At 74.5% G+C, this 18,697-nt stretch carries 17 protein-coding genes, 1 pseudogene and 1 riboswitch; of the genes and pseudogenes, 10 read left to right on the plus strand and 8 right to left on the minus strand.

Translation table 11 applies throughout. The features are described from left to right. From AKI01S_RS17650 to AKI01S_RS17665, 4 genes are all read left to right on the plus strand, one after another. Nucleotides 1–296: lasso peptide biosynthesis B2 protein (locus AKI01S_RS17650; protein ID WP_157419909.1), on the plus strand; the 296-nt coding region annotated here is incomplete at its 5' end. After that, nucleotides 293–844 (plus strand): MauE/DoxX family redox-associated membrane protein, encoded by a 552-nt coding sequence (locus AKI01S_RS17655; protein WP_067818479.1) that lies wholly within the window; start codon nucleotides 293–295, stop codon nucleotides 842–844. The genes AKI01S_RS17650 and AKI01S_RS17655, both read left to right, overlap by 4 nt. A gap of 5 nt (nucleotides 845–849) precedes the next feature. Continuing rightward, nucleotides 850–1,809 carry an ABC transporter ATP-binding protein gene (locus AKI01S_RS17660; RefSeq protein WP_067818608.1) on the plus strand — a complete coding sequence of 320 codons (960 nt, stop codon included), beginning with the start codon at nucleotides 850–852 and terminating at the stop codon, nucleotides 1,807–1,809. Then, a complete protein-coding gene (locus tag AKI01S_RS17665; protein WP_067818482.1) occupies nucleotides 1,806–2,621 on the plus strand; it encodes an ABC transporter permease in 816 nt (271 codons plus the stop codon). The genes AKI01S_RS17660 and AKI01S_RS17665 overlap by 4 nt, the downstream gene beginning before the upstream one ends. Nucleotides 2,622–2,646: 25 nt before the next feature. Here the strand turns inward: AKI01S_RS17665 and AKI01S_RS17670 are convergent, their stop codons facing one another. Together AKI01S_RS17670 and AKI01S_RS17675 are read right to left on the minus strand one after the other, a co-directional pair. Beyond that, nucleotides 2,647–3,786, minus strand: a complete 1,140-nt coding sequence (locus AKI01S_RS17670; RefSeq protein ID WP_067818485.1) for an AAA family ATPase — start codon at nucleotides 3,784–3,786, stop codon at nucleotides 2,647–2,649. Further along, complete coding sequence (locus tag AKI01S_RS17675; protein WP_067818488.1) at nucleotides 3,779–4,564, minus strand: RNA ligase family protein; 786 nt, start codon at nucleotides 4,562–4,564, stop codon at nucleotides 3,779–3,781. The genes AKI01S_RS17670 and AKI01S_RS17675 overlap by 8 nt, the downstream gene beginning before the upstream one ends. Before the next feature lie 201 nt (nucleotides 4,565–4,765). Here AKI01S_RS17675 and AKI01S_RS17680 point away from each other — a divergent pair, with 201 nt between their 5' ends. After that, nucleotides 4,766–6,079, plus strand: a complete 1,314-nt coding sequence (locus AKI01S_RS17680; RefSeq protein WP_067818492.1) for an MFS transporter — start codon at nucleotides 4,766–4,768, stop codon at nucleotides 6,077–6,079. A gap of 10 nt (nucleotides 6,080–6,089) precedes the next feature. Here the strand turns inward: AKI01S_RS17680 and AKI01S_RS17685 are convergent, their stop codons facing one another. Then, on the minus strand, nucleotides 6,090–6,971 hold the full coding sequence (locus AKI01S_RS17685) for a Vgb family protein (protein ID WP_067818496.1): 882 nt from the start codon (nucleotides 6,969–6,971) through the stop codon (nucleotides 6,090–6,092). After that, nucleotides 6,968–8,575: a ribosomal protection-like ABC-F family protein gene (gene abc-f / locus AKI01S_RS17690; RefSeq protein WP_067818499.1), complete on the minus strand. Its 1,608-nt coding sequence runs from the start codon at nucleotides 8,573–8,575 to the stop codon at nucleotides 6,968–6,970. The genes AKI01S_RS17685 and abc-f overlap by 4 nt, the downstream gene beginning before the upstream one ends. 155 nt (nucleotides 8,576–8,730) lie before the next feature. Here abc-f and AKI01S_RS17695 point away from each other — a divergent pair, with 155 nt between their 5' ends. Next, nucleotides 8,731–9,351, plus strand: a complete 621-nt coding sequence (locus AKI01S_RS17695) for a TetR/AcrR family transcriptional regulator (protein WP_067818502.1) — start codon at nucleotides 8,731–8,733, stop codon at nucleotides 9,349–9,351. A 298-nt stretch (nucleotides 9,352–9,649) separates the two neighbouring features. On the opposite strand, the gene AKI01S_RS49255 is transcribed toward AKI01S_RS17695, so the two are convergent. The 3 genes from AKI01S_RS49255 to AKI01S_RS17710 form a co-directional block, all read right to left on the minus strand. Then, a complete protein-coding gene (locus tag AKI01S_RS49255) occupies nucleotides 9,650–11,803 on the minus strand; it encodes a cytochrome P450 (RefSeq protein WP_083999758.1) in 2,154 nt (717 codons plus the stop codon). A 300-nt stretch (nucleotides 11,804–12,103) separates the two neighbouring features. Beyond that, nucleotides 12,104–12,445: a DUF5713 family protein gene (locus tag AKI01S_RS17705; protein ID WP_067818506.1), complete on the minus strand. Its 342-nt coding sequence runs from the start codon at nucleotides 12,443–12,445 to the stop codon at nucleotides 12,104–12,106. A 134-nt stretch (nucleotides 12,446–12,579) separates the two neighbouring features. Then, a complete protein-coding gene (locus AKI01S_RS17710) occupies nucleotides 12,580–13,320 on the minus strand; it encodes a DivIVA domain-containing protein (protein ID WP_067818513.1) in 741 nt (246 codons plus the stop codon). Nucleotides 13,321–13,701: 381 nt separating this feature from the next. Between AKI01S_RS17710 and AKI01S_RS17715 the strand changes: the two genes are divergently transcribed. The 4 genes and pseudogenes from AKI01S_RS17715 (at nucleotide 13,702) to AKI01S_RS17730 (ending at nucleotide 17,255) form a co-directional block, all read left to right on the plus strand. After that, complete coding sequence (locus AKI01S_RS17715; protein ID WP_157419914.1) at nucleotides 13,702–14,043, plus strand: YciI family protein; 342 nt, start codon at nucleotides 13,702–13,704, stop codon at nucleotides 14,041–14,043. 13 nt (nucleotides 14,044–14,056) lie between these two features. Then, nucleotides 14,057–15,313 carry an RNA polymerase sigma factor gene (locus tag AKI01S_RS17720; RefSeq protein WP_067818519.1) on the plus strand — a complete coding sequence of 419 codons (1,257 nt, stop codon included), beginning with the start codon at nucleotides 14,057–14,059 and terminating at the stop codon, nucleotides 15,311–15,313. Nucleotides 15,314–15,365: 52 nt separating this feature from the next. Further along, nucleotides 15,366–15,581, plus strand: a riboswitch (cobalamin riboswitch). Nucleotides 15,582–15,584: 3 nt separating this feature from the next. Beyond that, nucleotides 15,585–16,331: pseudogene (locus AKI01S_RS17725) on the plus strand (5-methyltetrahydropteroyltriglutamate--homocysteine S-methyltransferase); the annotation flags it as partial. A 114-nt stretch (nucleotides 16,332–16,445) separates the two neighbouring features. Next, nucleotides 16,446–17,255 carry a transporter substrate-binding domain-containing protein gene (locus AKI01S_RS17730; protein ID WP_067818525.1) on the plus strand — a complete coding sequence of 270 codons (810 nt, stop codon included), beginning with the start codon at nucleotides 16,446–16,448 and terminating at the stop codon, nucleotides 17,253–17,255. Here AKI01S_RS17730 and AKI01S_RS17735 read toward each other — a convergent pair. Beyond that, nucleotides 17,209–18,696 carry an FAD-dependent monooxygenase gene (locus AKI01S_RS17735; RefSeq protein ID WP_067818528.1) on the minus strand — a complete coding sequence of 496 codons (1,488 nt, stop codon included), beginning with the start codon at nucleotides 18,694–18,696 and terminating at the stop codon, nucleotides 17,209–17,211. The two genes, AKI01S_RS17730 and AKI01S_RS17735, sit on opposite strands and share 47 nt — an antisense overlap. Nucleotide 18,697 lies beyond the last annotated feature (1 nt).

Here is an 18,697-nt window from a genome sequence, read left to right on the forward strand (position 1 = left end):
GGCGGGGGTCGCGCCCCGCCACCGCCGCGCGGGCGCTGGCCGCCCGGCAGGCGGTGGTGACGGTGAGCGTGCAGTGCGCCGGGCAGGGCTGCCTGCAACGCTCCCTGGCGACCGTGCTGCTGTGCCGGGCCGGCGGCGGATGGCCGGACTGGTGCACGGGCGTGCGCATGGAGCCGTTCCGCGCGCACGCCTGGGTCGAGGTCGACGGGGAACCGGTCGGCGAGCACGACGAGATCCGCGCGTTCGTCAAGACGATGACCGTCCCCGCCCGCGCGCACGCCCGGAAGCGCCGATGACCGAGCACCTCCTGCTGGTCTGCCGCGCGCTGATCCTGGGCGTGTTCGCGGTCGCGTTCGTCGGCAAGGTCCGCGCCGGGGCCCGGTTCCGCGGCTTCGTCTCCTCCGTCCGCCAGCTGGCGGTCCTGCCCGAACGCGCCGCCACCCCCGTGGCCGCGGCGGTCGTCGCCGGGGAGGGCCTGGCGGCGGTGCTGCTGCTGGCGCCCGGCACCTCCCGCGTCGGGTTCGCGCTGGCGTCCGCCCTGCTCGTCCTGTTCGTCGCGGTCGTCGTGCGCGCCGTCCGCACCGGCGTGTTCGCCGAGTGCCGCTGCTTCGGGTCCAGGGGGTCGGTGATGGGACAGGCGATGCTCGTCCGGAACCTGCTGCTGCTCGGCATCGCCGCGCCGGGCGTCGTCCTCGGCGCGCCGGTGCCCCCGGGCGGCCCGGTCCCGGTGGCGCTCGCCCTGGCCGCCGGGGCCCTCGGCGCGTGGGGGTTCACCCGCTGGTACGACCGCCTCGTCTCGGCGATCATGAAGCGGCTGCTCGCCCCGGCCCGCGACGCGGGGTGACCGCCGTGGGAGACCTCGCCATCGAGACCGCGGGGGTCGGCAGGCGCTTCGGCGCCGTGCACGCCCTGCGGGACGTCACGCTCAGCGTGCCGCGCGGCACGGTCCTCGGCCTGCTCGGCCACAACGGCGCGGGCAAGTCCACCCTCGTCAACATCCTGGCGACGCTGTGCCCGCCCACCTCCGGCACCGCCCGCGTCGCCGGGTTCGACACCGTCCGCCAGGGCCGGCAGGTGCGCCGCCGGATCGCGCTGACCGGCCAGTTCGCGGCCCTGGACGAGCGCATCTCCGGGCGGGACAACCTGCTGCTGGTGGCCCGGCTGCTGGGCGCCGGCCCCCGCGCCGCCCGGCGGCACGCCGCCGAACGCCTGGAGATGTTCGACCTGACCGCCGCCGCCGACCGGGTCGTGCGCACCTACTCGGGCGGGATGCGGCGCCGCCTCGACCTGGCGGCCAGCACCCTCGGCGACCCCGAGGTCCTGTTCCTCGACGAGCCCACCACCGGCCTGGACCCGGCGGCGCGGATCACCACCTGGCGGATCGTCGAGCACCTCGCACGCGAAGGGACCACCGTCGTGCTCAGCACCCAGTACCTGGAGGAGGCCGACCGGCTCGCCGACACCATCTGCGTGCTGGCCTCCGGCCGGATCGTCGCCACCGGCCCCCCGGCCGAGCTCAAGGCCCGCGTGGGAGGGCGGGTGGCCACCGCGAGGCTGCCCTCCGCCGCCGCCGTCACTGCCGTCATGCGCGCGTTGCTGGAGCAGGGCCTCGGCCCCGAGTACGACCCCGGACGCGGCGTGCTCGCCGTTCCCGTCGCCGGGCCCCGCGACCTCGCGAACGTCGCGCGCGTCCTGGACGTCCACGTGGCGGACGCCTACGAGCTGTCGGTGACGTCCCCGACCCTCGACGACGTGTACCTGTCGCTGACCCAGCAGCCGGCCGCGCCGCCCCGGGCGGCCGTCCGATGACGGCGGTCGGCGCGCCGGCCGGTCCGGCGCGCTGGCACGGCGCGGGCCTCGGGACGCAGCTGTGGGTGCTCACGGCACGGGTGCTGCGCGCCTACCTGCTCGACCCGCGCCTGCTGGTGGCGAACATGCTGGGGCCGCTGCTGATGCTGACGATGTTCAGCCAGATGCTCGGGAGCCTCGCCCGGGCACCCGGCTTCCCCGCCGGGGTGCGCTACGTCGACTTCCTGGTCCCGGCGCTGCTGATCACGTCGGCGATGCAGCAGGCGTTCGGCTCCGCCGTCGGGCTCACCCTGGAGATGCGCGACGGCATCGTCGCCCGGCTGCGCGCCATGCCCCTGTGGCCCGGATCGGTGCTGCTGGCGCGCAGCCTCGCCGACCTCGTCCGCGGCGGCCTCCAGCTGCTGCTGATCCTGGTGCTGGCGGCCCTGGTCTTCGGGTTCCGCCCGCCGGGCGGCCCGGCCGGCGCCCTGGCCGCCGGCGCGCTGGCGCTGGCCGTCGGCTGCTGCCTCGGCTGGATCTTCGTCGCCCTCGCCTGCTGGATCCGCAACGCCGAGCTCGTGCAGAGCGTCGCGGGGCTGCTGACCTTCCCGATGATCTTCGCTTCGAACGCCTTCGTCCCGGTCGGCGGCCTGCCCGGCTGGCTGCGCGCGGTCGTGCGGGTCAACCCCGCCACCTACGGGATCGAGGCGGCCCGCGACCTGGTGCTCGGCGTCGCCACGCCCGGCGGCGTGGCGATCGCCCTGGCCGTCAGCGCCGCCGTCGGGATCACCGCCGCGGCGGTGGCGGTGCGCGGCTTCCAGCGCCGCCCGTGACCGGCGCCCGTGACCGGCGGCCGGGTCAGCCCGTCGTGATCCAGTCGACGCGGTGCCCCTCGGTCGGGTCGGGCTGCTCCCAGCGGCCGACCAGCCGGTCGATCACCGCCTCGGGGACGGGGGAGGGCCGGGCCCGGTTGCGGGCGTGCAGCACCGGCGGCGGGGCCTCCAGCGCGACGATCTCGACCCGGCCGTGGTAGTCGGCGACCAGCCCGGTGCACTGCTCGCGCAGCTGCCGCGACACGTTGGTGGCGTTCCACACGAACGACTCGCGCGCCCGCAGCAGCTCGCGCGCCCGCTCGTAGGCGGCCGCCGCCACCGGCCGCTGGTCGCCGCCCGGCGAGACCCCCATCTCCGCGCGCAGCCGGTCCAGGCTCACCACCGGCAGGTCCGGGCGGTGGGCGGCGATCCAGTGGTCCTTGCCGACCCCCGGCAGACCCGACAGCACCGTCACCGTCAGGCGCGTGTCGTCGTAGGCGGCGTAGTCGGGGTCGCGGCCGGGCTTGCGGAAGTACCAGAACCGCGCGTGGTCGGAGGGGAACCGGCGCGGCGCGTCCAGGCAGTCCTGCTCGGCGCAGTACTCCCGGTACAGCTCGATGTTCTCCAGCACCTCGTCGAGGTCGCCGCAGATCCGGCCGAGGACGTCGGCCTTGGCGAGGGTGACCAGGTCGTCGTTGCGGGCCAGCAGGCTCACCCGGAACGCGATGCGTTGCAGGTCGGGCCGCTCCAGCGCCCAGAACGGCACCTGGTGGTGCCGCACCAGCGCCGCGACGTGCTCCCGCCAGGCGGTCGGCGCGCCCATCTCCCACAGCACGCGCCGCACCATCAGGTCGCCGCGCCGCGAGTGGCCGTGCGCGGTGACCCGGCCGTCGGCGTCGACCTGGGTGCAGTCGGGCTTGGCGATGTCGTGCATCAGCACGGTGGCGAACAGCCGCACCCGTTCGTCGGCGGGCCGCGCCCGCCACTCGGGCAGCCCGGCCAGCGCCTCGCACGCCATGCGGGTGTGGGTGAGGACGTCACCCTCGGCGTGGTGGACCGCGTCCTGCCCGACGCCCTCCAGCCGCCGCACCCAGGAGAACATCGCCTCGATCTCCGACCACGGCACCCGCCAGTCGGGCGGGGCCGGGCAGAGCCGTTCGAACACGGACACGGCGGTCTCAGCCATGGGCGTACATCACCTCCGGGTCGGCCAGGCCGTTGGCGATGATCGGCCGGTCCTGCCAGTGGGTCCCCGAGTCGAGGATCGCGGTGAGGAAGTCGGGCCGCACCCACTTGTACCGGCCCACCGTCCTGCCGTCCTCCTCGACCTTGATGTACAGCCCCTCCATGTCGTCGGAGGAGTCGGTCTCGGCGGCGGCGCGGTCGGGGTCGGCGCCGCCCGCCACGGCCGCCTCGCGCAGCGCCTCGCGCCAGCCGGCGGTGCGGCAGGTCGACGGCCCGACGAACGAGGTGAGCGTCGCCAGGTCCTGCACCGGCCCCTCGTGCAGCACCGGCACCGACACCACCGGCGTGCCCTCCAGCAGCTCACGCCGCCGCGCGGTGGACAGGAACGTCCCGTCGCCCAGATCGAGGACGTCGAACTCGCAGAAGTAGTGGGGGAGCGCGTCGTAGAAGACGGTGTGCTTGGCGTACAGCCACTCCCCGTACAGCACGTACCGGTCGCCGAGCCGGTCCCACAGCACGTGCTGGAGTGCCGACGCCCACGCCTTGAGCGGGCCGAACTGCCTCTCGCGGGGCCCGCCGGTCAGGTAGTGCCCCCGGCTCTGCAAACGGAGCCGCCCGTCGGGGGAGAAGCTGATCCCGGCGTTGGCGCCGTCCAGCTTCTCCTCCACCACCAGGTACCGCCCGGCGATCTCCCGGAACGGCGCGGCGGCCAGGTCCTGGTCGCCGGGCTGCAACCGGGAGCCCTGGATGTGGGGGGTACGGGGGTATTTGCGGAGCATGCCGACCGTTCTAGCGAACCCGCCCCGCCCGCGCCAACCCGTTTTCCGCCCGCCCGGCGCCCGTATAGCGTTTCCCGACGCCGCTATATCCGGTGCGTCATATGTTCATCCGCTGATAACTGCCCCGATTTTAAGTATTCGTCCTGAATACCTGCCGAGTGCATGATTGGCGGCAATCCAGAATCGGAGGGCACAAGTGTGATGGACGCAGACCGTAGCCGCGCGGCCCGCCGCGTGTCGTGGGCGGCCTTCATCGGGACCACCATCGAGTGGTACGACTTCTTCCTGTACGGGACGGCCGCCGCCCTCGTCTTCAACAAGCAGTTCTTCCCGTCCATGGACCCGGTCGCGGGTTCCATCGCCTCCTTCGGAACGATGACCGTCGGATTCCTCGCCCGGCCGCTGGGCGGGATCGTCTTCGGGCATTTCGGCGACCGGATCGGACGGCGCAACACGCTGGTGGCGTCGCTGCTCATCATGGGCGTCGGGACCGCCCTCATCGGCGTCCTGCCGACCTACTCCAGCATCGGGATCTGGGCCGCGGTCCTGCTGGTGCTGCTGCGCGTCGCCCAGGGCATCGGGCTGGGCGGCGAGCTGGGCGGGGCCGTGGTGCTCACCATGGAGCACGCGCCCGAGGGGCGGCGCGGGCTGTTCGGGGCGTTCCCGATGATGGGCACGCCCGCCGGGATGCTGTGCGCGAACCTGGTGTTCCTCGGCACCTCCTCGCTGCTGAGCGAGCAGGCGTTCCTGTCCTGGGGCTGGCGGGTGCCGTTCCTGCTCAGCATCGCGCTGGTGGGCGTGGGCATGTACCTGCGGCTGCGCATCGAGGAGAGCCCCGACTACGAGGGCCTGGTGGAACGCCGCAAGCCCGCGCGGCTGCCCGTGGTGATCGTGCTGCGCGACCACTGGCGCCAGGTGCTGCACACCATCGCCGTCATCGTCGGCAACAGCGCGCTCGCCTACATCTTCATGGTCTACATCCTCGGCTACGGCCAGGACCAGGCGCACCTGTCGCGCACCTTCCTGCTGACCTGCGTGATCGGCGGCGCGGCGGTGTGGCTGGTCACCGCGCCGCTGTGGGCGCACCTGGGCGACCGGCACGGCCTGCGGGCGCTGTTCACCTGGGGCTCGGTGGTGCTGCTGGTCGGCGCGGTCGCGATCCTCCCGGTCGTGGACACCGGCAACCGCGCCGTGATCGCGGTGTTCATGGTCGTGATGGGCGCGGTTCTGGCGGCGACACACGCCCCGCAGGGCACGCTGACCGCGTCGTTCTTCCCGGTGGCCGTGCGCTACTCGGGCACCTCGGTGGCCTACCAGCTGGCGTCGCTGCTGGGCGGCGGCATCACCCCGCTGGTGGCGGCGTCGCTGTTCGCCTCCACCGGCACCTCGGCGTCCATCACCGCCTACCTGGCCGTCGTCGCCACCATCAGCCTGGCGGCCGCGGTGGTCATCCCGCGCGGGCACGGCACCTCCGCGACCGCCCCGGACGAGCCGGTCGCGGAGATGGCCAAGTAGCGGGGAGCCGTCAGGGCCGGACGGCGATCCGCGCCAGCGCGCCGACCTCCAGCGCCGTCCACAGCGCGCCGTCCGGCCCGGCGCAGATCGCGTGCGGCTCGGCGCCCGCGGTCGGCAGGGCGTGCACCTCGATCCTGCCGCCGGTGTCGATCCGCCCGACCCGCGAGGTCCCCCACTCGGTGAACCACAGGGCGCCGTCGGGCCCGGCGCAGATCGCGTGCGGCCGGGCGGCGCGGTCGGGCAGCGGGTACTCGGTGACCTCGCCGCCGGGGGTGATCCGCCCGACCTGCCCGGCGCCGATCTCCACGAACCACACCGCCGCGTCCGGTCCGGCGCAGATCCCGACCGGCGCGGCGGTCCCGGTGGGCAGCGGGTGCACCGTGACCTCGCCCCCGACGGTGATCCGGCCGACGGCGTGGGCCTGGTTGAGGGTGAACCACAGCGCGCCGTCGGGCCCCGCGCAGATCATCGAGGGGTACGCCCCGGAGACCGGCAGCGCGAACTCGGTGAACGCGCCGTCCACGGTCAGCCTGCCGACCCGGTCGGTGTACATCTCGGTGAACCACAGCGCCCCGTCCGGCCCGGCGCAGATCCCGACCGGCCCCGCGTCCGGCGAGGGCGGGGAGAACCGCGTCACCTCGCCGTCGACGGTGATCCGCCCGACGCGGTGGTGCCGGAACTCGGTGAACCACAGCGCTCCGTCGGGCCCGGCGGCGATGTTCATGGGGTCGCCGCCCACCGCGTGGACGGTCAGCTCGCCGCCGGGCGTGAACCGGCCGACGCCGCCCTCGTGGACGAGCGTGAACCACAGCGCCCCGTCGGGCCCGGCGGTGATCCCGTAGGGGCCCGCGCCGGGAGCGGCGACCTTGTGCTCGTGCTGGGTGATGGTCAAGCGGCTTCCTTTCCGCGGCCGGTGATGCGGCCGTTCTCCATTTCCAGGCGCGTGCCGGTGAACCGGTCGCGCAGGGCGCGGTCGTGGGAGACGACCACGAGCGCGCCGCGGTAGTGGTCCAGTGCCCGTTCCAGGTCCTCGACCAGGGTCAGCGACAGGTGGTTGGTGGGCTCGTCGAGCAGCAGCAGGTCGTGCTCGCCGGTCAGCAGCCGCGCCAGCGCCAGGCGGCGGCGCTGCCCGACCGACAGCGCGCCGACCGGGACCTCCAGCGTCTCGGGCCGCAGCAGCCCGAACGACAGCAGCCGCGCCCGGTGCTCCTCGGCGTAGCCGGGCCGCCCCGCGGCGAACGCCGCCAGCGCCGTCCGCCGCGGGTCGTCGAACTCCACCTCCTGCGGCAGGTAGCCCACGCGTCCGCGCCGCCGCACGGTCCCGGCGTCGGGCTCCCGCCCGGCCAGCACCGTCAGCAGCGTGGTCTTGCCCGCGCCGTTGCCGCCGTGGACCAGGATCCGGTCCCCGGCCCGCACCGTGAGCTCCTCCACCCGCAGCCGCTCGCCCACCCGCACGTCGTGCAGTTCGGCGAGGGTGCCGGTGGCCCGTCCGGCGAACGCGCCCCGGAACCGCAGCGGCTCGGGCGGCGGCGGGACCGGGTCCGCCCTCAGGCGGCGCAGCCGCTCCTGGGCGTTGCGGACCCGGCCGGCGACCGACGACTGCACGCGCCCGGCGTTGCGGTCGTAGGCCATCTTGTTGTTGTCCCGCATCTCCCGGCCCTGCGCGACGCGGCGCGCGGTGGTGGCGGCGAACGCCTCCAGCCGTCCGACCTCCTCGCGCCAGTCCTCGTGGGCCTGCCGCCAGCGCTGCCGCGCGGCGGCCTTCTCGGCCAGGAACCCGCTGTAGCCACCGCCGAACCGGGTGACCGCACCGCCCTCGACCTCCAGGACCACGGTGGCGACGCGGTCCAGGAACACCCGGTCGTGGGAGACCACCGCCAGGATGCCCCGGTGCTCGCGCAGCCGGTCCTCCAGCCACTCCAGGGACGGCTCGTCCAGGTGGTTGGTGGGCTCGTCCAGCAGCATGACCTCCGGCGCCGCCGCCAGCAGGCAGGCCAGCCCGAGCCGGGCCTGCTCGCCGCCCGACAGCGAGCCCAGCCGCCGGTCGCGCCCGACATGCGCCAGGCCGAGGCCGTGCAGGGACTTGTCGACGCGGGCGTCGGCCTCGTAGCCGCCGCGCGCCTCGTAGGCGCCGAGCAGGTCGCCGTACTCGGCGAGGCGGTCCTCGGTGAGGTCGGCCTCCAGCTCGCGCATGCGCGCCTCCATGGCGCGCAGGTCGGCCAGCGCGGCGTCGACCGCCTGCCGGACGGTGTGGTCGGCGGGCAGCCCGAGGGTCTGGCCGAGGTGACCGATTCCGCCGTCGGCGGTGACGGTGATCTCGCCGGAGTCGGGCGTCTCCCGCCCGGTGATCAGGTTGAGCAGGGTGGACTTGCCGGAGCCGTTCTCCCCGACGATCCCGGCGCGCTCGCCCGGGGCGACGGTGAACGACAGCCCGTCAAGGACGGTGCGCGTCCCGAACGACTTGACGAGGTTCCTGACGGTGAGCTGGGCGGACAAGGGCAGCCTCCGAATCGCGGCGGTGACGGGTGGTCGCGGTGTTCGGTGCTTGCTCCATGTCGGCTGCTCTCCTCTAGGTCGTTAGTAATGCAACTCTTGTTGCGTTAAGATGAGTATGCCGAACCTCGAGGCGATCCCGCAAGTGGAGATTCCCGATGACCTCCTCCGCATCCCCGACGGGTCCGGGCACGGTGCGCCCCGGCGGCCGCACCGCCCGCACCCGCGCCGCCGTGCGCGCCGCCACCCTCGCCGAGCTGGCCGAACGCGGCTTCGCCGGGCTGACGGTCGAGAACGTCGCCGCCCGCTCGGGCGTCCACAAGACCACCGTCTACCGCCGCTGGGGCAGCGCCGAGGGCCTGGTCGCCGACGCCCTGGAGCTGGCCGCCACCGAGCCCTGGCCGATCCCCGACACCGGCTCGGCGCGCGGCGACCTGCGCGCCCTCGCCCGGCTGGTCCGCACCGGCTTCGCCGATCCCGAACAGGGGCCGGTCGCGACGGCGTTCATCGCCGCCGCCCTGCAGAACGCCGACGCCGCCCGCTCCCTGGCCGCGTTCTTCACCAGCCGCCACGAGCAGTCCGCCGTCATCGTCGCCCGCGCGGTGGAACGCGGCGAGATCCCCGCCGGGACCGACGCCGCCGAGGTGGTCCGCGCCGCCGTCGCCCCGGTCTACTACCGCCTGTTCGTCAGCGGCGAGCCGGTGGACGAGGCCGCCGCCGACCGCGCCGCCGACGCCGCCCTCGCCGCCGCGCGGGCGGGCGTCTACGTCCTGCCGTAGACCTGCTCGCTCGTGGTGGGCACGCGTCCCCAGGAGCGCTGACCTCGAACAGCGTGGAGCAGGCGAGCGCCAGCAGCGCCGCGACCGGGCGCGAATCGGCGGCCACCCGTTCGTGACGGGCGAGCGGCGCGGCGATCCGATCGTGCAGGTCGGCGTGGTCGGCGCGCGGCCGCGCCGGTCATCTCCGGCGTTCCCGAGGCCGACGCGGGCGCGGCCTCGGGAACGCCGAACACCACCGAGCAGGTCGGCGGCGCGGTCGGCCTGGTGGCGCTCACCGCGCCGAGCCCCTGGCTCCCCCTCAGGCGGTCGCGACCAGCAGCCGTTCGGGAGCGCGGGTGAGCAGGCCCGTCTCGACGGGGGAGAACCCGTCGGCCCAGCGCGGTGACGGCAGCGCCGCCAGCAGCACCCGCAGGCCGATCTCGGCCTCCATCCGCGCCACCTGCGACCCCAGGCAGAAGTGCCGCCCCGCCCCGAACGTCAGCTGCGTCGCCGCCCCGGTGAACTCCCGCTCCACCCGGCCGTCGGCGCGGCCGGGGTCGAAGCGGTCCGGGTCGGCGAACCGCGCGGGATCCCGGTTGGCCGACCCGACCAGGCACGCCACCGTCGCCCCCGCCGGGACCGTTCCCGACGGCAGCTCCACCTCGGCGGAGGTCTCCCGCAGCACCACGTGGACCGGCGGGTTGCGGCGCAGCGACTCGGCCCACACCGCCGGGATCAGCCCGGGGTCGGCGCGCACCCGCGCCAGGACCTCCGGGTGGTCCAGCAGGTTCGCCAGCAGCGACGCCAGCGCCTTGCCGGTGGTCTCGCCGCCCGCGCCCAGCAGCGTCCCGCAGAACCCCTTGATCATGTCGTCGGGCAGCGGCGCGCCGTCCACCTCCACCGTGCACAGCACCGACAGCAGGTCGCCGGTCGGCCGCGCCCGGCGCTCGGCCACGTGCGGCTCCAGGTAGGCGTACAGCTCGTCGCGCGCGACCAGGCCCCTCTCCAGCGTCGCCGGATCCTGCCGGTAGTTGCCCAGGTAGGAGAAGCCCGCCTGGTACCAGCCCTGGAAACGCGGCACGTCCAGGCTCGGCAGCCCGAGCGCGGCGACCACCACGTGGACGGGCAGCAGGCGGCAGAAGTCGGCGGCCAGGTCCACCACGGGCCGGTCGCGCAGCCGGTCGGCCAGCCGGGCGGCGGTGCGCATGGCGGCGGCGGTCAGATGGTCCATGGCACGTCCCCGGAACGCGGGCGTCAGGAACGCGCGGTGCGCCGCGTGCTCACGGCCCTCCATCTGCAGGACCGTCCGGCCGAACATCGGCTCCAGCTGCCAGCCGTAGTTGCGCGGGGTGAAACGCGCGTCGGACAACGCCACCCGCACGTCCGCGTACCGGCTGACCAGCCAGGCGTCCAGCGGCTCGTCCCGCACCACCGGGAACTCCTCGCGCAGCCTGCGGTACAGCGGGTACGGGTCGCGTTCGAAGCCCGGCCACAGCAGGCTCGGCGGCGTGCGCCGGACGTCCACGCGCTCGCCGCCCTGCCAGTGGTAGCGCGACACCGAACGGTGCCAGTCCAGCGAGGCCCGCGCCACCTGTCCCAGCCGCGCCGCGAACTGCGGATGCTCCTCCCTCGCCCCCGCCGCCAGGAAGTCCAGTACCCGGTCCTCCACCATGTCGCGGGCGGCGTCCATGGCCCGCTGCCAGGAGCCGCCGTGCTTGTCGTGCAGCAGCAGCACCAGGTTGGAACGTTCCCAAAACGCGAGGTCCTTCTCCACGGAGAAGATGTCGTTGGTCCAGGCGATCACGTCGGCGGCGCTCTCGCGCAGCCCGTCCGACCCGACCACCCCGAGCCCGTCCACGAGCGCGATCAGGTCGAAGAACAGCTCCGCGCCGAACAGGTCGCGGCGCAGCGGCACGTACCCCGCCAGGTCGGGCCCGTCGCCGTCGGCGCGGTGGCGGACCGCCACGCACTGCGCCCACAGGTGGCGCGCGAAGTGCTCGGCGAACCGCCCGCACCACTCGGGCCCGGCCAGCCGCGCGGTGCGCGGCCACAGGTCGCGCGCCAGCGCCCGCAGCATCGGGTCGGCGTCCGGCGCGGAGGGCCCGTCCTGCGCGCACACCACCGAGACCGCCGCCCCGGCGAACTCCTCCAGCACGCCGTCCCCGGCCCAGGGCCCGTCGTCGATCCGGTCGTCCAGCAGCAGGACCCACAGGAACCAGCCCATCAGCACCGCCGCGCGGTCCGGTGGGGCGGTCCCGGTCAGCCCGATGCCGAGGTCCAGCAGTCGCGAGGTCAGCAGCCGCTCCCGGCCGCGCGGACCGATCAGCCCGTGTTCCAGTGCCCAGTCGCAGGTCGCGGCGCGCAGCCGGGCGGCGTCCGCGCGCGGCGTCGGTGTGGGGAACGGCAGCGACAGGCCCGGCAGCCGGAACTCGGCCGCCGGATCCGGACGCGTGCCCTCGGTGGACGCGTTCATGTCCCGCCCACCGCCGTCCGCGACGGCCCGCGGCCCCTCTGGTCGAGTACCCTGTCGCCGATCGTCTCGGCCACGATGGTCACCCCCGTGTTCACATGGTCCCGGTGCCGGAGTACACCGGGTTCCCACTGCATCGTGGCGAACCGGGCGTTCGTCACGCGTCCCACTTGACCGAGGGTTGTGCGGTTCCTCCTTGATCTTTGCGGGGTCGGCCACGGCACGGGAACGCGCCCGCGCGGGACCCCCGCGACAGCCGGCATCTCGCACCGGGACCGGCGTCCGCCGTCGACGCGACCGACGTCACCAGTCGCGAGTGGCGATCAGCTCCTCATGGTCGGCATCGGGGAAGCCGTACGCGGTCGCGATGAACCCGAAGTCCTCGCCGATCAGGTCCCGGGCGACGGTCTCGATCTCGCTTCCTGCGGCGTGGAAGTCGGCTTCCAGCTCGTTGAACTCCTCCGTCGCGGCATGGGTGAGCGCGTACAGGGCCGCGAGGTCGGCGGGACGTTCGGCCTCGATACGCGCGCAGAGGCGCAGGAGGATCGCCTTGCCCTTGTCCACGACGTGGTCGGGGTAGTAGCCGTCCTCGTACATCCCCTTGAGGAACGCGTGGCCGGCTGCCTGCTGGTTCATGAGTGGCATGGAACTCCCTCGCTCGTCGGTGGCGGCGCTCTGAATGCTGCACGGCGCCACCGACGAAATCCCGGCGCGCGACGACGGCGAATCGACGCGGTGAACGTGTCGGGAACAGACCGAACGCCGTCGCCCAGAGCGGGTCAGCGCCTCGTCCCGCCAGCCTGGTCGGTGGCGAAGAGCGAGTCGAGGCAGGCGTCCACCTCGGCCCGGTCGTAACCACGCAGCGCCGTGGCGAAGACAGGACGCGCCAGCGGGGGACGGTCCTGATCGTCGAGAAGCCCCGCGAACCGCAGGAAGTACCCGTCGACCTGGTCACGGTCGTAGCCTCGCGACCGGACGGTGAAGTCCACCGGCTGATCGTCCGCCAGGACCGCCCGCAGGCTCGCCTCCTCCTGCGGGGACATGCCCTCGGGCGGCCACGGGCGCGGACGCCCCCGGGCCCAGGCCGGCACCCCGAGCGCCAGGACCACTCCCGCACCGGTCAGCAGAACGCACGCCGCCACGTAGACGACGGGCCGGGCGCCCTTGGCCGTACCGTCGAGATCATCGAGCCGGCCGTCCTCCGTCATCGTGTGCCCCGGAGCCCGTGGATCGACCCGGACCGTGAAGGGCGTGCCGATCGCGGGACAGCCACCGCCGCCCCGCAGCTCGCAGCGGTGCGGGAGGTCCATCGTCCACGACCGGCCGGCGAAGCGGTACGAGGCCCTGACCTTCCCGCCCGTCACGCTGCTCACGCGCACAACGGTCGGCACGCCCTCGCTTCGCATCCGCGCCCGTTCGCGGTCGGCTCGCGCCCCCTGTTCCAGGGACGCCCACAGCGTCAGAGAGCCCAGCGCGACGACGGCGAACGCGGCCACGACGTGCCAGGTCGACGGCCTCACAGCCCCGGTTCCGGGACTTCCGTCATCGGACCGGCGACTCCGTGAACCAGCCGTGGGGCCTTGCCTCGAACGCTTCACGCGCATGGTCCTATGACGCGCGACGTCTGTCGCAGGTTCGCAAGGAGGTTCTTCTGGGGAGGCCGAGGAGCCCGGGACGGTGGCTCGTTCGGTGGTCGCTCGATGCCATCAGCGCCGACACGCGCCCCCAAGACGGCGGACGGCCGCGATCGTCCTCCCGCCCACGGTCCGCGTCGGGCGGTCGTTCCGGGAAACTTCTGAGAAAAAATCTTCGCGGGGGTGTCGATTTCCCGGATGGCCGCTCGTCGTCATCATGTGCGGCACCCCGCCGCACCCGAAGACAGGAGACGAACCGTGAAGTACATGCTGCTCATCCAGACTCCGCCCACCTCCGACCCGACCACCATCGAATCCCAGTGCACCGTCGAGGACTGGATCACCTACGACAAGTCGGTCCGGGACGCCGGGATCCTGGTCGACTCGCACTCGCTGGCGGACCTGACCACCGCCACCACCGTCCGCGTGGACGCCGCCGGGGAACGCCACATCACCACCGACGGCCCGTTCGCCGAGACCCGCGAGTACCTGGGCGGGTACTACGTCATCGACGTCCCCGACCTGGACGCCGCGCTCGACTGGGCGGCCCGCTGCCCCGGCGCGCGCGACGGCTCGGTCGTGGTCCGCCCGGTCAGCGACGAGTACTGAGGAAGGTCCGGCGATGGGGGAGCGCGCGGCCGCTCGGGCCTCGGTCGAGGCGATGTTCCGCGAGGAGTACGGGCGGCTGCTCGCCTCCCTCGTCCACCGGTTCGGCGACCTGGACCTGGCCGAGGAGGTCGCCTCGGAGGCGGTCGAGGCGGCGCTGGTGCACTGGCCGGTCGACGGGGTCCCCGACCGGCCCGGCGCGTGGCTGCTGACCACCGCGCGGCGCAAGGCGGTGGACCGGCTGCGCCGGGACCGCGCCTACGCCGCGCGCCTGGCGGTCATGCAGGTGGAGGCGGACCGCGCCGTGCCCGCCCCGCCGCCCGAGGCCGGCGACGACCTGCCCGACGAGCGGCTGCGGCTGTTCTTCACCTGCGCCCACCCGGCGCTGCCCGCCGAGGACCGCGCCGCCCTGACGCTGCGGTGCCTGGCCGGGCTGACGACGCCGGAGGTCGCGCGGGCGTTCCTGGTCCCGACCGCGACGATGGCGCAGCGGATCGTACGGGCCAAGAAGAAGATCCGGCAGGCGCGCATTCCGTTCCGCGTCCCCGGCGCCGACGAGCTGCCCGAACGGCTGCCCGGCGTGCTCGGCGTCCTGTACTCGGTCTTCACCGAGGGCTACGCCGCCAGCTCGGGCCCGGACCTGCAACGCCCCGACGTGGCGGAGGAGGCGATCCGGCTGGCGCGCATCCTGCACCGCCTGCTGCCCGCCGAACGCGAGGTCACCGGGCTGCTGGCGCTGATGCTGCTGGTCCACGCGCGCCGCGACGCCCGCACCGCCCCCGACGGGTCCCCGGTGCTGCTGGACGAGCAGGACCGGTCCCGCTGGGACCGCCCGATGGTGGAGGAGGGGCTGGGGCTGGTGCCGGTCGCGTTGACCGGCGGGCCGCCCGGCCCCTACGGGGTGCAGGCCGCCATCGCCGCCCTGCACGACGAGGCCGCCGACGCCGCGTCCACCGACTGGCCGCAGATCGTCGCGCTCTACGACGTGCTGCTGGCCCTCACCGCCTCCCCGGTCGTGGCGCTGAACCGGGCCGTCGCGGTGGCGATGCGCGACGGCCCGCGGGCGGGTCTGGCGCTGCTGGACGAGCTGGCCGACGAGCCGCGCCTGCGCGGCCACCATCCCTATCCCATGGCGCGGGCGGACCTGCTGCACCGGCTGGGCCGCCACGCCGAGGCCGCCGACGCCTACCGGCAGGCCCTCGACCTGGCCGGAACCGACGCCGAACGGACACTCCTGCGACGCCGCCTGACCCAGGTCACCGACCAGCACTGAACACGCGGGACGAGCGTCCCGGCCCGTTCGCCGGACGGCCCGGAAGACCGAAGTGGACTGCTCGCGCGGAAGGTTCGCCCGTGTCCACGGACACGGGCGTCGCAAGAGGGAACCCGGTGCGAATCCGGGACTGCCCCGCAGCGGTGAACGGGAACGACCGCCGTCACCCGCACTGGACCCGAGGGTCCGGAAAGCGACGGCCAGTAGGGCGCTTCGACGAGAAGCGGTGCCCGTGGGTCCGAAGACCTGCCTCCGCCCGCGCGCCGCCCGGCGCGGCTGGGTCCAGTCCTACGGGACGCGTTGCGTGCGGCCGCCGATCCTGCACGGCGACGTGTCCCGGCCCCGCCCGATGACCGTGGAGTGGACCCGCTACGCCCAGCCGCTGCCCGACCGGCCCGTCAAGGGGATGCTGACCGGTCCGGTGACCATGCTGGCCTGGTCGTTCGTCCGCGACGACCAGCCGCTCGCCGACACGGCCCGGCAGGTCGCGCCGGCGCTGCGCGACGAGATCCGCGACCTGGAGCGGGCCGGGATCCGCGTGGTGCAGGTGGACGAGCCCGCGCTGCGCGAGCTGCTGCCGCCGCGGCGCGCCGGCCACGCGGCCTACCTGGACTGGGCGGTCGGCGCGTTCCGCCTGGCCACCGGCGGCGCGGCCGACACCACGCAGATCCACACCCATATGTGCTACGCGGAGTTCGGTGAGATCATCGGGACGATCGACGCGCTGGACGCCGACGTCGTCGGCGTCGAGGCCGCCCGATCCCGCATGGAGCTGGTCGCCGACCTGCGCGCCGCCGGGCACGGGGGCGGGATCGGCCCCGGCGTCCACGACATCCACTCGCCGCGCGTGCCCTCGGCCGAGGAGATGGAGGACGACCTGCGCCGGGCGTCGCAGGCGGTGGCCCCCGACCGGCTGTGGGCCAACCCCGACTGCGGGCTGAAGACCCGCGCCTGTCCCGAGGTCGAGGCGGCGTTGCGCAACCTCGTCACCGCCGCCCGCCGCGTCCGGGCGGCCCTGGCGGACCGACCCCCTGGTCCGTGCCCGGCAAACCTGCCGGGCGCGGATCACGGCGACCGCATGTGGTCAACAAGTGAACTGGTGGATTGTTGAACAATTCCTTAGTGTCGGCCTATGAAGCGACAGGGGATCGTCGCCTTGCTGCTGGCGGCGTGCGGGACGCTGACCGCGTGCGGTGACGGAGGGCCGGACTCGTTCCTGGACCGGGACACGCTGCGGGTGGGGGTCCGCACGGACCTGCCGAACATCGGGAGCAGGCAGCCCGACGGCACCCTGGCGGGACTCGACGTGGACGTCTCCCGCGAGGTGGCCCGGCGGCTGGGCAAGCGCGTGCGGATCGTGCCGGTGCGGTCGGACGAGCGCGAACGCCTGCTGGCGGCGGACCGCATCGACCTCGCGCCGACCTACTGGGCGCTGCCGGACCGCAAGCTGCGGCTGATGTTCGCGGGCCCCTACCTGCGCACGTCCCTGGACATCCTGGTCCGCGCCGACGAGACCCGGATCCGGCGGGTCCAGGACCTGCGGGGCCGCCGACTGTGCGCGGTCACCGCGGCCGGGGCCGCCGAGCAGGTCATCGAGGAACGCCGCGTCCCGGCCGTCGCGGTGCCCGCCGGAACCTACGACGAGTGCGTCCGGATGCTGAGGGACCGCCGCGTCGACGCGGTCAGCACCAACGACGTGATCCTCGCCGGGATCCGGGCGCGCGAGGGCGGCTGGGTGCGGCTGCTCAACGCCGGTTTCGGCGAGCGGGACATCGCCATCGGCCTGCGCCGGACCGACCTGGCCGGCTGCGAGGCGGTCAACAAGGCGATCACGCGGATGTACCAGGACGGCACGGCGGCCCGCCTGATGCGCAAGTGGTTCGACGGGACCGGCCTCAACCTGTCGACCGTCGACGTTCCCCAGTTCGAAGGATGCGACTGAGGGCCCGTTCCGGCGTGGTCCCGTCGGCGGCGGTCCCGGCCCAGGCCACGTGGCCGTCGGGCCGCAGCAGCACCGCGCGGACCTCCGACCACCCGGGCGGGGGCTCGGCGAGCGACCGCGAACGCACGACGAGCCCCGGTCGTGCCCACCGTTCGAACGGTCCGCCGGGCGCGCCGGTGAGGTCGAGCAGGACGCACGAGCCCGCGCGCAGCAGGGAGAACAGGCTCTCTCCGCCGGTGAAGGCCAGGTCCGGCGCGCGGGTGCCGGTCAGCGGATGGTCCGTCGGGTCGTGCGTCGGGTAGCGGACGGCGAGGCCCGTGAGGCGTTCGGCCAGGGCGCGGTTCACGGACGGGTCGGTGGCGATCAGCCGCCCGAGCAGCGTGCGCAGGCTGATCCCCTCCGGGGAGAAGCCCGTCATCAGCGCGACCTGGGCGCGGCTGGCCTCCACCAGGTCGGCGCCGACGGGGTGGCGTTCGGCGTGGTAGGTGTCCAGCAGGTCGTCGGGAGCGTGGCCGCGCAGCACGGCGGCGAGCTTCCAGCCGAGGTTGTGCGCGTCCTGGACGCCGACGTTCATGCCGACGCCGCCCGCGGGGAAGTGCTGGTGGGCGGCGTCCCCGGCGAGCAGGACGCGTCCCCGGCGGTAGCGCTCGGCCAGGCGGGTGGCGTTGCCGAAGCGCGACAGCCACACCGGGTCGCGCATGCCGAAGTCCCGGCCCGCGACGGCGGTGACCCTGGCCCGCAGCTCCTCGAAGGCCAGGTCGCCGGGCCAGTCGGTGCGCAGGTCCTCGGGTGTGACGCCGACCAGCCGGAACGTGCCGCCGGGCAGCGGCGCGACCATCAGCGCCCCGGCCCGCGTGAACGCGGCGAACCCGGGCGGCGGGGGATCGTCGAGGGTGACGTCGCCGAGCCAGCCCACGACGGAGGCGGGCGTTCCGGGGAACCCGATGCCCGCCGCCGCGCGCACGGTGCTGCGCGTGCCGTCGCAGCCGACGAGGTAGGCCGCCCGCAGCTCGTACGGCCCCTCCGGTCCCTCCACCCGGACGGTCACGCCCGCCGGGTCCTCGGCGAACCCGGTGACGCGGTGCCCGCGCCGGACGTCGGCGCCGAGCGAGAGCGCGTGCCGTTCGAGCAGCTCCTCGGTGCGGGCCTGGGGGAGGGCCAGGGTGTAGGGGAAGGGCGTGTCCAGCCCGCGGAAGTCCAGCCGCTCGTCGAGCAGGCCGAAGTGCCCGCCCGGCAGCGGCACGCCCTCGGCCAGCAGCGGCCCGTGGACGCCGCGCGAGGCCAGCACCTCGATGGTGCGCGGGTGAACGGTGAGCGCCTTGGACCGCGGGTCGCGTTCGGGACGCTCCTCGACGACGGTGACCGGTGCCCCGCCGAGCCGTAGTTCCGCGGCCAGCCAGAGCCCGACGGGCCCGCCTCCGGCGACGACGACCTGCTCCACA

It is taken from the genome of Actinomadura kijaniata NBRC 14229, from assembly GCF_001552175.1.
GTDB lineage: Bacteria > Actinomycetota > Actinomycetes > Streptosporangiales > Streptosporangiaceae > Spirillospora > Spirillospora kijaniata.